This window comes from Colwellia sp. KS18-150 (assembly GCF_057551365.1).
Map to the genome: position 1 here is coordinate 640,867 of NZ_BAAJMC010000001.1, position 14,935 is coordinate 655,801.

A 14,935-nucleotide genomic window follows, 5' to 3' on the forward strand; every position below is an offset into this window, starting at 1 on the left:
TTTTCTGTTGTTCATCCTAATAAGATAAACAAAATGTGGCAATATTTCCTTATATATAAGTATTATTCATGTTGTGAATGCTTGTGTTTTTTTTTTTTGTTTTATTTATGATTATTAGGTAAGTAAAGGGATTAGTAATGGGATCAACAAAGGTATTATAAATGCGGTTAATACAGCAGACAGAATTAATGCAACAGAGCTATATGCACCCATGCTTGGATCTTGCCTTGTTAACACTATACTCCCAATAACATGGCTTGCTGCGCCAATCGATAGGCCTGTAGCAATTTTAGAATGGACATTGATTAACTTTAACCAAGCTGGGCCCAGTAGCGCACCAGAAAAACCTGCAATCATAATGGCAAATGGAGTAATTGAGCTATCACCTGATAATTGCTCGGTCAGTGCTATACCAATGGGAGTAGTTACTGACTTTAATGATAAGGCAATCGCTATATCCGTTTGATTAATTAGCATCATAGTTAAAGAAAAGCTAATTATAATGCCAATAATTATGCCTAGGGTTAACAGTAAAATAAGTGGCTGCCAATGTCGCTTTATGCTTTGTAATTGTTGGTATAAAGGGAAACCCAAAGCAACAGTTGCCGGCTCTAATAGCGCATGAAATATGTGTGTTGATTTTCGAAATTCTTGGTAGTCTATCTGTTGATAAATAAGAAAAGGAACTAAAAATAAAAGAGAAATTAGTAATGGGTTAAGCCAAATAAATTGCCATTTTTGTTGTAACCAAGCGACACTTTGATAAATAAGCAATGTCAGTAATGATAAGCTTAATGTACTGATAATATTAGTATAGGTAAGTAATGGCAGATCAATCCCGTCGATAAACATAGCTAATTATTATCTTGTGTGGGTGAATTTAAATATCGATCTGCAAACACACCAACAAACGATAGTAATATAAAAGTTGCTAAGATGATTGAAAGTACGATGGCAAAGCCATGTTGCTTTATTAAATCAAAATGATTAATGACACCAACAGCGGATGGCACAAAACAAATACCCATGTGCTTAATTATCCAGTAATTGGCTTTACTAATTTTTTGGGCATTTAACCAACCTAATTGCAGTAATAAGCAATATAAGATCATACCGTATAAACTAGCTGGCAAACCTGATAAGTAAAAATTAACAAGTTTGCCTATCCCTAAACACAAGCCTATTGATATGAGGGTGTAAAGAAAGTTTTTCATAAGTTGGCAATTAGCACCTACTCATTGGACTTTACTTGTCTTGCCGCTTCTATAACTAGCTGTCTAAACCAAACATGACTGGCATCATGATGTAATAGAGGACTCCATATCATTTTCAATTCCATATCTGGGATCTCAAAAGGCGGTTTAACAATAATATAGTTAGGATCATTCTTGTGAAGTAGCGCAGCTTTTGTGGGTAAAGTGGCGATTAAATTATCTTCAAACGCTAATTGCATAGCCACATGATAGTTACGTGTAAAAACTTTAATGTCACGCTTTTTACCTAACCGGGCTAGAGACTCATCGACCCAACCAAGCTTTTGTATGTCACCTGGGTTCATTCCAATACCGACACCAAAACCTGTTTTTGACACCCATACATGCTTCGCAGCTAAATAAGAATTCAAGTTAAATTTACTAACCACTGGGTTCTCTGCACTTAGCAGGCAGGAAAAAGAGTCTCGCCAAATTGATTTTTGATGAAAAGATTGTGGTAACTCTTCGAAACGGTTGATGGCCATATCAATCTTGCCTGCTTCCACATCATGAAAGGTGACATCACTTGGCGTCATGATATCAATAGTGATGTTAGGTGCTACTCTATTTAATAGTTTTAGTAACTTTGGAAGTAGAGTGGAAGCCGCATAGTCACTGGCCATAATGCGAAAAACACGTGTGCTACTTTTCTCGTTAAATTCTTCTTCCCCTTGTAAAGCTTCTTCTAACTCAAGCAATATTTTTCTGATGCTTGGAGCTAATGTTCTTGCTCTTTCTGTAGGAACCATACCGTCAGAGGTGCGTACTAAAATAGGGTCGTTAAATAATGTTCTTAAACGTTTTAGACCATTACTCATTGCAGGCTGGGTAATGTTTAATTGACTAGCAGCTCTAGTAACATTCTTCTCTCTAAGTAGAACATCTAAATAAATAAGTAGGTTTAAGTCGATCTTTGAAATATTCATAATTTTAATGGCTCTTCAATAAAACATAATTTAAATATATATAAGCTAAATTTGTAGGATGTTCAATGGTTTTCCAATTAGCTTTTAGTATTAATTTATTTATTATTAGTCGTTAAATATCCTAACTCCTTGTTATAGATAGGGAAGTGTATTTCTGTATTAGAGTTTTAACTCAGGTATTTTCTATGTGAATACTGATAATGTTAATTATATATTTCATAAATGTTTATCTATTGGTTTATTCTTTTTGTTGTTCGGTGTGACAACTTACTAAGTTACTTACACCTATATTTAAAATACAGCAGCGAGATTAATGCTAAATAAGACCCATTGGAGAATGACATGTCTAATTATCAAAGTGCAATTGAAGCAGTAAAAGCAATTAAAGCAAAAGCAGGTAGTTCTTGGGATGCAATAAACCCTGAGTCAATCGCCCGTATGCGTGCTCAGAATAAATTTAAAACTGGTTTAGAAATTGCCCAGTACACTGCAGATATTATGAATGCAGATATGGCAGCATTCGATGCAGATAAAACTAAATACACACAGTCTCTAGGTTGTTGGCATGGTTTTGTTGGTCAACAAAAAATGATTTCAATTAAGAAACATTTTGATGGGCAAACCGATCGTCGTTACTTATATCTTTCGGGTTGGATGGTTGCCGCATTGCGCAGTGAATTCGGTCCTCTTCCAGATCAATCTATGCATGAAAAAACGTCTGTAGCTTCTTTGGTTGAAGAGCTTTATACATTCTTACGTCAAGCTGATGCACGTGAGTTAGGTGGTCTTTTTCGTGAACTAGATGCTGCCGATGAAGCCGATAAAGCTGCAATCCAAGATAAAATTGATAACCATGTAACACACGTTGTGCCAATTATTGCCGATATTGATGCAGGTTTCGGTAATGCTGAAGCGACATACCTAATGGCTAAGCAAATGATTGAAGCGGGTGCTTGTGCCCTTCAAATTGAAAACCAAGTTGCTGATGAAAAACAGTGTGGACATCAAGACGGTAAAGTAACTGTTCCTCATGCTGATTTCCATTCTAAGATCCGTGCATTACGTCATGCCTTCCTTGAACTAGGCATTGACAACGGACTTATTGTTGCACGTACTGATTCAGAAGGTGCAGGCCTTACTAAAGAAATAGCCGTTGTTAAAGAGCCAGGCGATTCTGGCGATATCTATAACTCATACTTAGACGTTGAAGAGATTGACGTAACTGACATGCAAGAAGGTGATGTTTGCTTTAACCGTGACGGAAAGCTAGTTCGTCCTAAGCGTTTACCATCAGGTTTATATCAATTCCGTGCAGGAACTGGTCATGAGCGTTGTGTATTTGACTGTATCGGCGCACTTAATGCTGGTGCTGATTTACTGTGGATAGAAACGGCAGTGCCAACCGTACACGAAATCAAAGGGATGATGGATGATGTTCGTAAAGTTCACCCAGATGCGAAGCTTGTATATAACAATTCACCTTCGTTCAACTGGACATTAAACTTCCGTCAGCAAACCTATGATGCAATGGTTGAAGCAGGCGAAGATGTATCTGCATATGTTCGTGCTGATTTAATGAATGCCGAGTATGATGAAACTGAATTGTCTGCTATTGCTGATGAGCGTACTCGTACTTTCCAAGCTGACACTGCCCGTGAAGCGAATGTTTTCCATCACTTGATTACGCTACCGACTTATCATACAACGGCCTTGTCTGTAGATAATCTTGCTAAAGAATACTTTGGTGATGCAGCTATGCTTGGTTATGTTAAAGGTGTACAACGTAAGGAAATCCGTCAAGGTATTGCCTGTGTTAAACATCAAAACATGTCAGGATCAGACATGGGTGATGATCATAAAGAATACTTTGCTGGCGAAAATGCCTTAAAAGCTGGTGGCGCTAAAAACACTTCTAACCAATTCAGTTAAGAGTGGCGTTAAAAGTAAACTCTACCTCTATAGTAGAGTTAGAGTTTGCTAACTAAATACAAAAAAGGCTGATACTTAAAATAGTATCAGCCTTTTTTTATCGAATCAGCGTTAATTAAAAAGTATAAATTAACGTCATTGAAGTTTCGGTATTGGTATTTTCATATTCTGGTTCAACTTCAGTATCGTAATCAACACGGATAGCAAACTTAAGTTGCAATGAATCGATTAAAGAAGCTGTTACTGACGTTTCTGATTTATATACACTGTTTTCGCCAGACTGTGTCGCTTGTTTAGCAACAAGGTATTGCTTAAATTCAACATGTTCATTTAACTGATGTTGATAAAGCATTTGCGCTTGTATAATAAAGTTAGTGCTACTTGATGAATCTTCTGTTTCAGAAGCACGCGTAACGTCATATTTTACACCAGGACCCACATCAGCAAATAATGAAGATGTTTCAGTTTCATACCAGTGACGACCCCAACCCGCAGAAAATGAACTTTGTGACTCAAAGCCACTGAATTTATCTTGCTCATAAGCTAGGTTACCGTAAAGATAGTTTTTACCCGCACCGCCAATACTGTAGTTAGTTTGTCCGATGATATCCCATTTGTTATCTTTGGTTACAAACTCGTCTTCGCCAGTCTCTGCATTTTCTTCTTCGAGTTTTTTAGCGAGAATGTTAAAGGCAACAACAGAACGCCATTTATCTTTTTCATGCTTAATATTGAAGCCAGCTTTTAAATCACCACTCTTGGTGTTACCAGTTTTAAATAAAAATCCAAGTTCGGCTGATGCAGTAAATGCTGATTTTTCAGCTTCTTCGCTCGGTGCTTCTTCAGCAACTGTGGCGAATGAAGCTAGCGGTAGCAAGCATAAAGATGCTAACGTTAGTTTACGGTCCATGATTTTCCCTTGTTATGATAGAGGTATAATATTATTAAAAACTAAGGGATTATAACAAGTGTAAAATTAATGTTAAATATGAAAAGCATCTAATGTGAGATTAGAAGCTATATACTAACGTTACAGCTGTTTGTGTATCCATGTTTTTTTGTTCTTCTTCTACTTCGGTATTGTAATCCACCGTGAAGGTGAACTTAAGTTGTAAAGTCGAAATTAATTTAGTGGTAATACTAGTTTCGGCTTTATAAATACTATTATCAGCGCTTTTAACTGAGTGCTTAGCGCTTACAAATTGTTTGAATTCTACATGCTCACCAAGCTTTCTAATATAAAGTGCTTGTGCTTGCACAATCCATGAGTCTTCAGTTTTTCCAATTTCAGTGTCTGTTGATTTAAATAAATCACGTTTATAACCTGGGCCAATATCGGCCCAAAGTGAAGCTTCTTCACTCTTAAACCAATTTCTACCCCAGCCAGTAGAGATTGAGCTTTGATTGACAAAACTATTAAATTCGCTGTCTTCATACCAGATATTACCGTAAACATAGTTCTTTTCACCGGTACCTAGGCTGTAGTTAGTTTGCGAAGTCACTGTCCATTTTTGATCGGTAGTTTCAAAATGGCTGTCGCCATTTTCATCTTCAACATCCGCCCTTTTAATTAATAAATCAAGGTTCAGTAAACTTGTCCATAAGCCATGTTGAAAGCGTAAATCAATGCCACCTTTTAAATCGCCACTGTTGGTATTACCTGTTTTATAAAGTAAGCCAAGTTCGGCAGAGCCTGCTAGCATTGGCGCTAAAATATCATCTTCAGATTCTTCTGCTTGTTTTAAGCTTGATAGCACGTCAGCGGCAGATGCTTCACTGCTATAATGTTTTTCATTTGTCTGAGTATGATTTTTCTCGTCTTGAGAGTTACTTCCCTGTGCATAAGCGTTAACAGACAAAAGAAAAAATGAAGTAAAAGTTAAATGGCGGATCATTTTTTTCTCTTATTATGGCACAAAATAATTTATATAAGGCTGAATTCCTTAAGGAATTCCTTATGTTGTCAGATTATTATTTGGATTTAAAAGCAAGTGTACAAGCGAGGTGTAACAGGGCTATTGGTAAATCACAATATTATAAAAGGGACATTATAATGAAGTTGTGCATATTTAAAAGAGCTAGAAGGGAGGATCGGCAAAAATATTTGCCGTTTATACACTGTCATTTTATCTCCATTAATTCTGTGATGAAGTAATGTCAGTGTATAAACTTAGCAGTTTTAGTTATTTGATTAATGCGGTTAATTTACCGGCTTGATAATGATCAAACATGGTATCTAGACTTATAGGTTTGATTTTACTCGCATTACCGACTGTATTAAAAGCTTCGTAACGGGCTTTACAAATGTCATACATGGCCGTGGTAGAAACTTTCAAAAACTTACGAGGATCAAATTCGCTAGGGTTTTGAGCTAAAAATCGGCGTATTGCGCCAGTCGCTGCAAGTCGCAAGTCAGTATCTATATTGACTTTTCTAACACCGTTTTTAATACCTTCTTGAATTTGCTCAACAGGAACTCCGTAGGTTTCAGGAATGTTTCCACCAAACTCATTAATCACTTTAAGCCACTCTTGAGGTACAGATGAAGAGCCGTGCATGACTAAATGTGTATTGGGGATTCGACTATGAATCGCTTTAATTCGATCAATCGCTAAGATATCCCCCGTAGGAGGACGAGTAAATTTATAAGCACCATGAGAAGTTCCACAAGCTATGGCTAATGCATCTACTTGAGTTTTGTTAACAAAATCAGCTGCCTCCTCAGGATCCGTTAGCATTTGCTCTTTAGTTAATATACCTTCAGCACCAATGCCATCCTCTTCGCCGGCCATCCCTGTTTCTAATGAGCCTAAACAACCTAATTCCCCTTCAACAGATACGCCACATGCATGAGCCATTTCAACTGTGCGCTTACTTACGTCAACGTTATATTCATAACTGCTAGGCGTTTTACCATCTTCTCCCAATGAACCATCCATCATGACCGATGAAAAGCCTAATTGAATTGAGCGTTGGCATACGCTAGGTGAAGTACCATGATCTTGATGCATTACCACGGGGATATGAGGAAATTCTTCAATAGCGGCTAAAATTAGATGACGTAAAAAAGGAGCGCCAGCATAACTTCTTGCACCTGCTGAAGCTTGCATTATTACAGGGCTGTCAGTGTCATTTGCTGCGAGCATGATAGCGCGCACTTGCTCTAAGTTATTTACATTAAATGCAGGTATGCCGTATTCAAACTCAGCTGCATGATCAAGCATTTGACGCATTGATATTAAAGCCATTGATTACTCCTAAAATTAGCCGATTAATATTTGTGGGTAAGTATGTAAACTTACGAGGTGTATAACGGGTATTGTAGCAGTTATTTATCCGTTCAGGCACTTAAAGTTGTTCTTTTAACAGTCTTAGGAAGAAAATATGTTTTTTGTACGAAACTTACAAAAAAACCTCGATAAAACGGGCTGTTTTATCGAGGTTTTTGTAATTATGACTGAAAGTTAACCACACGAATTAACATGGTGTTACTTCTATAAAAAGCATTAACCGGTATTAGGTTTTTGAAGCGTTATATATGCTCTCAATAGCTGTGTCTAATGTGGTGGTAAAGTCATTGTCAGATTGTTTATCACTAAGACCTTCTGTTAATGCTCTTGAGAAACTGGCTATCATGCCATGGTTGGCTTCAATCTTTTTATTTGCTAGTTCTCTATTGTAACCACCTGAAAGAGCAACAACTTTTAGAATGTTTTTATGATTAATACATTCAGAATAAAAATTATCTGTTTCAGGTAAAGTTAATTTTAGCATGACTTGTTGATCGCTTGGCAGTTGCGATAAAGCATTGAGTAATGCTGTTTTAAGTAACGCTTCTGCTGCTGACTTTTCCACACTATTTATATCAATTTCAGGCTCAATAATAGGGACTAAACCTTTGGCTAAGATTTGCTTAGCGACTTCAAATTGCTGACTAACAATATCATTTATACCTTGTTGGTTAGCTAATTTGATTACAGAGCGCATTTTGGTACCAAACACACCTTGAGAAACAGCTTTATCTAAAAGGGAATCTAAATTAGGAATGTCCTTCATTAACTGTACACCGTTGACTTCATCATTAAGGCCTTTATCGACTTTAAGAAATGGTACAACTTGCTTTTCTTGCCATAAATATTGTGCAGCAGATTTACCGACAAACTCTCTGTCTAAGGTATTCTCAAATAAGATAGCACCTAATATGCGTTCACCTGTAAATGCGGAATTGGTGACGATACGGGTTCTCATTTGATGAACTAAATCATACATTTGCTCATCAGTTTTAAATTCGTTTTGGCTAATTCCATATAATCCAAGGGCTTTTGGTGTACTACCACCACTTTGATCAAGGGCTGCAATAAATCCGTTTTGTGTAGCTACTTTGTTTAACATGGAGGCTATAGCTGCAGAGTTTGTAGACATGTTCATCTCCTTTAGGTTGAACCTTTGAAAGTTCATGAGTTTGGGTACGTTAAGTTACTCATAATTATGAGTATAATATTATTTTTATGTATTATTATAAGCCTAGCAAAATATAACTATATTGTTATTTTATTTACTAGGCCGTGTTCTGTAGCTACTGTGGTTAGCTATTTGCTCTTTGTTCTAAAATTTCAACAGCAGGTAACTTTTTACCTTCTAAAAACTCAAGGAAAGCACCACCACCAGTTGAGATATAAGATACTTTATCTTTTATGTCGTATTTATCAACAGCAGCCAATGTGTCACCACCACCAGCAATCGAAAATGCATTACTTTCGGCAATGGCATGAGAGATTACCTCGGTACCTTTTGCAAAAGCATCTATCTCAAAAACGCCAACCGGTCCATTCCATAAAATAGTACCGGCAGTTTTGATTATTTCAGCAACTTTAGCAGCTGTTTGAGGGCCGTAATCAATGATATCGTCTTGTGCATCTACATCTGAAGCTGCTTTGATATTTGTCGCAGAATCATGCTTCCAATCACTGAACCCATCACGAGTAACCGTTACATCGTCAGCAAAAATGACTTGTGTTTCTTTGCGAAGTCGTTGAGCTTCAGGAATTAAATCTTTTTCGTATAAAGAGTTACCTACTTCATTGCCTGCTGAAGCAACAAAAGTATTTGAAATACCACCACCAACAACAAGTGTGTCAGCAATTTTAGATAATGAATCTAACACGGTTAATTTTGTTGAGACTTTTGAACCACCGACAATAGCGACTAAAGGTCTAGCTGGGTTGTCTAGTGCTTTTGCTAACGCGTTAAGCTCACTAATTAATAATGGTCCTGCACAAGCGGTAGGTGCATATTTCGCAACGCCATGGGTGCTTGCTTGAGCGCGATGAGCAGTGCCAAAAGCATCCATAACAAAAACATCACAAAGATTGGCAAGTTGTTTCGCTAGTCCGTCATCATTGCTCTTTTCACCATTATTAAATCGTACATTTTCAAGAACGATTAGTTCGCCAGAAGCGACTTCAACACCCGAAAGATAATCTGAAACCAAACGAACAGGGTAATTTATAGCTGCGGCTAAGTAATCTGCAACAGGCTGAAGAGAGTACTTCTCGTTGTATTCACCTTCTGTTGGGCGACCAAGGTGAGACATTACCATTACTTTTGCACCAGCTTCTAGTGCTTGTTTAATGGTAGGTAAAGCTGCTTGTAATCGAGCATCTGAGGTTATTTTTCCATCTTGAACAGGTACGTTTAAATCTTCACGTATTAAAACGCGTTTATTAGCTAAATCGACATTAGCCATATTGATAATTGTCATGTTTGACTCCACATAAATTTACGATTTGATATTGATTAATCTTTTTCTAAACAGTCGGTGGTTTTTAATGAAAACTCTGCCAGTAAGTCATGAATAAAGCGGTTCAATTCCCCTGCCATTAACGCGAAATCAGCATCTAGTTTAGCTACAACATCATCGCTATCAATATCTTCATTTTGATCTTGTATGACATCGAAGAATTTGATGCGTTTAACCGATAGGTCATCACATAACATGAAAGAAAGTGACTCGTCCCATTCGAGGGCAACTTTCACCATATATTTATCAGCATCCAAATGTGATTTGATCTCTTCGCTTTCTAAATCTTGATTTTTAACTCTGATAACTGCGCCATCATCACCTAAAGCATTAAATTCTGCTTCCATACCAAGCTGAAATTTACCACCTAAATCTTTCTTAACTAACCAGTCAGTCATAGTTTCATCAGCTTGTACATCTGGCTCTAAACTTGTTACCGGTAAGGTGCCTAATACTTTACGAAGCAAGGCTAATAAATCTTCTGCTTTACCGCGAGCACTGGCGTTAATAACAATAATATTATCTTTTGGGCTAATGTAAGCGTGGGTATCTGAAATACGTGAAAAAGCACGAGGTAATAATTCAAAAATAATGTCTTCTTTGAACTGTTCTTTTTCTTTTTTAGTGGCGCCACGGCCTTGCTCTTGCTCAAGTAAATTAACTTTTTCTTCAACCATGTCTTTAATAACAGGAGCAGGTAAAATTTTCTCTTCTTTTCGTGCACAGATTAAAAAACTACCGTTAGCACTATGAATACATGATTGACCATGCTTACCTAAAGCGTTTACCCAACCAAAGTGAGCAAGCTCTGTAGAGCCACAAGGAGTGAATAGATGCTCTGATAAGTGTTTTTCTAAATCTTGCTCTGTGTGTTCAAATGGGCGAGTAAAAGCGAAAAAATACAGGTTCTTAAACCACATAAATTGGATCCTAGGCTAGAGGTATTATGAAGGTTGGCATAATACTCATTTTTAAAAGCAGCCATATTACCTGAAAACAATTGTTGAAAATAGTACTGAAAAAAAACAAACCAACAAAGAAATTTAACTACGCATATCTGGAATGATAATATGGTAGCTTAATCCTTGCTCTTCAATGCTTTTTGCCTCAATGGTGCCATTGAGAGTATCGACAACTAAATTACTAACAATGTGAGTGCCTAGCCCAGTACCACCAATATCTGCCTTAGTGGTGTAAAAGGGGTCAAATAACTTTTCTAAGCCTTCCTTTGAAAGTCCATGGCCATTATCTTGAAATTCTAAGTGAAGTTTATGTTGAGAAAAACTGACTCTGATATCAATTTCACCGCGGTTGATATGTTCAAAACCATGAATGATTGAATTAATCACTAAGTTGATAATAATTTGCGCGATGGCTCCTGGATGAGAATATATTTCAATGTTTTCGTCACAATGTACTTTAATACAATGATTGGTTTGTTTTAATTTAGGGTGCAATGACTGGATTATCTCATCGATATATTTAGCAATGTTAATCAATCGTATTTTATCACTGGTTTGATCTACAGCTACATGCTTAAAACTGGTGATTAATTCAGAGGCTCTTTGCAAATTGGTCGTTAATAGCTCAGTACTTTGGTAGGCGTTATTAATAAACTTTTCTATTGTTTGTCTGGAGATTTTTTTCTGATTAATACTTTGCTGTATTTGCTCAATGGTATCTAAAAGATAGCTAGCAGAGGTTATGCTAATGCCGATGGGCGTATTAATTTCATGAGAAACCTCTGCCGATAACATACCCAAAGAAGCCATTTTCTCTGCTTCTAGTAGACGCTCTTTCGCTTTATTTAATTCAGTTATAGAACTTTTTAATTCTTTATTCGTGGTTAATAGTGTTTGTTCAGTTTTACTACGGCGAATATTTTCATCTTTGAGGGTTTGCTGTTGACTCAATAATTTTTGTTGCTGTACTTCCATTTTCAACATGGTATTACTGAGTGAAGAGGTCTTTTTGGCAACCTCCTGTTCTAACTGGATATTTTGTTCATCTAACTGTTCATTAGCAAGATTTGTTTCCTGTTGAGAAAGAGCAAGCTTATCTTTAAAGTCAATCAATTCATCGATGAGGTTGTTATAAGCATCTTCTAGGATATTGAGTTCATTTTTCTCGTAATTCATCGAATGAAGCTTTGAAGCTTCAGGATCGTCTAAATCTACCTGATTAATTTGTTCTGTTAATTCTTGTAGAGGTGAAGTAAGTAATGTATTGAAAGCTATAGTGAATAAGAAAACTAAAAAGGCTGTTTTAACAATTGCATTGCCAATAAGAAAATAAATACCAACTTTAATACGACTAAAAATAACAGCGTTGCTAGATAGTAAGGTTACTCTACCGACGGATGTGGTTCTCCCTGAGAATTCGAATATTAATGGAAATGAATGCCCGAATAAACCTTCGGTTATTGAGCTTATGCCTTGTGCGCCATCATCTATATGATCTTCATTGTCAATTTTCAACTTCTCTGGAGAGATCACCTCGCCGAGTTGGGTAATGATATTGTTTGCTTCATCGGTAACTGTAATGCCTTTGATCATGGGAATAGCAACTAAACCCTCTGAAATATCAATGGCCTGTTGAGTATTTAATTCCCATACTGCGCGAGTTAAGCTACCACTAATAGTTTTTTCTAAGGTCAATAATTCGCTATTAATATGGTTTTTTGTATTAAAATACTCGGCAACAATTTGAATACCAGTAACACTCACCGTCAATATAAAATAAAAGGAGAGTACTCTAGTTAACAGTTTTCGAGAAATGCTAGTAATTTTCATAGAACAACTTTAATAGGCTTAAGTTCTGTTTATCAAGCTTGGTATCGTTAATATAGATTTTAGCTACTTTTCCAGAAGGTATAAACTATTTTGCTCAATTAATTATTTTTAACAAACTCAGCCGAGTTTATTACTTATAATCATGAGGTAAGTAATTACACTTAGTCACAATTATGTAATGCTTTTGTCATATAAGTGTAATTTTTTGTATAGTGTCATATTTATGTAATATACCGGTAATATTATAGCCGCCATCAATTAGCTTGCTTGATTTTAATCTAGTGAGTTATACAAATTTTTAAAATATAACTTAACGAGAATTAAGGTACAGATATGAAACTAGTAAAGTCTTCAATAGCATTAGCGACTTGTTCAGCGTTATCTTTGTCAGCAATGGCTGCTGATAAAAACAGTAGCGTTTTAGATGATGCAGTAAATTTTTATGGTAAATTAAACCTCAATATCCAATCAACGAAAGAAGATGGCGAGACATCAAACGAGCTAAAAAGTAATGCATCACGCGTAGGTGTTAAAGGTAAATACGAGCTAGATACTAGCTATGATTTGACTGCCATTTATCAACTTGAGTGGCAAGTTAATGTGAATGACTCAGATAAAGAAAATTTAACAGCACGTAACCAGTGGGTTGGTCTACAAGGTGGTTTTGGTGAAGTGACCATTGGTCGAGCTGATACCACATTGAAAGTATCGCAAGGAAAATTCGATTTATTCAACGATTATGAAGGCGATATTAAGCATTTATTTATTGGTGAAAATCGTGTTACTGATTCATTAACTTATAAATCACCAAGCTTTAACAACTTTAAATTTTTAGCCAGTTATATTCTTTCTGGAGATGATGATTATAGTGACCCGTTTTCAGTTGGCGTACAATTTGGTGATGGTAGCTTAAAGAAAACTGATTTTTTTGTATCACTATCTCATGATCAAAATATGCAAGGGGATAATGACAATGGAACTTATGAAACAACTCGCTTAGTCGGTATGTATCAGTTTGGTGATTTACGTTTAGGCGCAATTTTAACTGAAAGTGAAATTAATGAAGTTTCTGACCCTTCAAACAGTGATTTAGTGGGTAAAAGTGAAAATGGTTATGCGGTAAATGCTTCTTATAAAATAGGTAAAGCATTAGCTAAAGTACAATATCAAGAGTTTGCTGGTGCTGGCGCTATCAACGTAGGTGTTGACTATAAGTTAGGTAAAAATACTAAAGTATTTGCTTGGTATACTGACCGAGAAGGCTTGGACTTTGAAGGACAAACAATAAAAGAAGCAGATGAAGGACGTTACTTTGCTATCGGTATGGAACAAAAATTCTAACCTTATGTAATAGCATATAAAGTTATTATTAAAACCGATATTAGCTTTGCTTTTATCGGTTTTTTTTTAAACATTTTTTTAGTCTTGTCACAAAAATGTCATGATTGTTGTGCACAATACACTACTATTAATTACATGACGTAATTTTATAAATTTTACAGGTGTTTGGATGAGTGGATACATTTTAGTTGTTGAAGATGAAACCCCAATCAGGGAAATGATCACTTTTGTGTTAGAGCAAAATGGCTTTAACTCGGTTGAGGCTTGCGATATTAAACAAGCAAAAGATAACATTGTTGAGCCATACCCTGACTTGATCTTACTTGATTGGATGTTACCCGGCGGAACAGGTGTAAAGCTTGCTCAGTCCTTAAAACAAAATGAATTTACCCGTAATATCCCAATCATTATGTTAACTGCTCGCGCAGATGAAGATGACAAGGTAAAAGGTTTGGATGCAGGCGTTGATGATTATGTGACTAAACCTTTTTCTCCCAAAGAGTTGATAGCTCGAATTAAAGCGGTAATACGTCGAGTATCACCGACATTATTGGCAGAGAAGGTGGAATTTCATGGCTTGAAATTAGATCCGGTTTCTCATCATGTCACCATTAACAATCAAGCACTAGATCTTGGCCCAACTGAATTCAGGTTATTGCACTTTTTTATGACTCATACAGAGCGCGTATATTCAAGAGAGCAGCTACTTGATAATGTTTGGGGCACAAATGTTTATGTTGAAGATAGAACGGTAGATGTTCACATCAGACGCTTACGTAAAGCGATATCAGGTGAGGGGCACGAAGAGTTTATTCAAACTGTACGTGGTGCAGGTTATCGCTTCTCAGGTAAAGTTAAAGCACATAACTAACTACTCCTTTTAGTTTTAATCCT

At 36.4% G+C, this 14,935-nt stretch carries 13 protein-coding genes; 3 read left to right on the plus strand and 10 right to left on the minus strand.

The window, feature by feature from the left end; translation table 11 throughout:
* Positions 1-114: 114 nt before the first annotated feature.
* From AC27IF_RS02980 to AC27IF_RS02990, 3 genes are read right to left on the minus strand one after another with little or no spacing between them, the layout of a single operon-like run.
* Positions 115-852 (minus strand): LrgB family protein, encoded by a 738-nt coding sequence (locus AC27IF_RS02980; RefSeq protein ID WP_487052035.1) that lies wholly within the window; start codon positions 850-852, stop codon positions 115-117.
* A 2-nt stretch (positions 853-854) separates the two neighbouring features.
* Positions 855-1,214, minus strand: coding sequence for a CidA/LrgA family protein (locus AC27IF_RS02985; protein WP_487052037.1), 360 nt, complete (start codon positions 1,212-1,214; stop codon positions 855-857).
* 17 nt (positions 1,215-1,231) lie between these two features.
* Entirely contained in the window at positions 1,232-2,179 is a 948-nt protein-coding gene (locus AC27IF_RS02990) for a LysR family transcriptional regulator (protein WP_487052039.1), read from the minus strand.
* A gap of 342 nt (positions 2,180-2,521) precedes the next feature.
* On the opposite strand from AC27IF_RS02990, the gene AC27IF_RS02995 reads away from it, so the two are divergent.
* Positions 2,522-4,108 (plus strand): isocitrate lyase, encoded by a 1,587-nt coding sequence (locus tag AC27IF_RS02995; protein ID WP_487052041.1) that lies wholly within the window; start codon positions 2,522-2,524, stop codon positions 4,106-4,108.
* 115 nt (positions 4,109-4,223) lie between these two features.
* Here AC27IF_RS02995 and AC27IF_RS03000 read toward each other — a convergent pair whose 3' ends face one another.
* From AC27IF_RS03000 to AC27IF_RS03030, 7 genes are all read right to left on the minus strand, one after another.
* A complete protein-coding gene (locus AC27IF_RS03000; protein WP_487052043.1) occupies positions 4,224-5,018 on the minus strand; it encodes a DUF481 domain-containing protein in 795 nt (264 codons plus the stop codon).
* 100 nt (positions 5,019-5,118) lie between these two features.
* Positions 5,119-6,003: a DUF481 domain-containing protein gene (locus tag AC27IF_RS03005; protein WP_487052045.1), complete on the minus strand. Its 885-nt coding sequence runs from the start codon at positions 6,001-6,003 to the stop codon at positions 5,119-5,121.
* Between the two features lie 288 nt (positions 6,004-6,291).
* The gene (gene fba, locus AC27IF_RS03010; protein ID WP_487052047.1) at positions 6,292-7,356 is read right to left on the minus strand and encodes a class II fructose-bisphosphate aldolase; all 1,065 of its coding nucleotides are present in this window, start codon (positions 7,354-7,356) and stop codon (positions 6,292-6,294) included.
* 268 nt (positions 7,357-7,624) lie between these two features.
* A complete protein-coding gene (locus AC27IF_RS03015) occupies positions 7,625-8,530 on the minus strand; it encodes a fructose bisphosphate aldolase (protein ID WP_487052049.1) in 906 nt (301 codons plus the stop codon).
* 163 nt (positions 8,531-8,693) lie between these two features.
* Positions 8,694-9,869 (minus strand): phosphoglycerate kinase, encoded by a 1,176-nt coding sequence (locus AC27IF_RS03020; protein WP_487052051.1) that lies wholly within the window; start codon positions 9,867-9,869, stop codon positions 8,694-8,696.
* A gap of 35 nt (positions 9,870-9,904) precedes the next feature.
* Entirely contained in the window at positions 9,905-10,828 is a 924-nt protein-coding gene (rdgC, locus tag AC27IF_RS03025; RefSeq protein ID WP_487052053.1) for a recombination-associated protein RdgC, read from the minus strand.
* A 123-nt stretch (positions 10,829-10,951) separates the two neighbouring features.
* Positions 10,952-12,700, minus strand: a complete 1,749-nt coding sequence (locus tag AC27IF_RS03030) for a sensor histidine kinase (protein ID WP_487052055.1) — start codon at positions 12,698-12,700, stop codon at positions 10,952-10,954.
* A 333-nt stretch (positions 12,701-13,033) separates the two neighbouring features.
* Between AC27IF_RS03030 and AC27IF_RS03035 the strand changes: the two genes are divergently transcribed.
* Positions 13,034-14,041: a porin gene (locus tag AC27IF_RS03035; RefSeq protein WP_487052057.1), complete on the plus strand. Its 1,008-nt coding sequence runs from the start codon at positions 13,034-13,036 to the stop codon at positions 14,039-14,041.
* A 169-nt stretch (positions 14,042-14,210) separates the two neighbouring features.
* On the plus strand, positions 14,211-14,912 hold the full coding sequence (phoB, locus tag AC27IF_RS03040) for a phosphate regulon transcriptional regulator PhoB (protein ID WP_487052059.1): 702 nt from the start codon (positions 14,211-14,213) through the stop codon (positions 14,910-14,912).
* Positions 14,913-14,935: the final 23 nt, after the last annotated feature.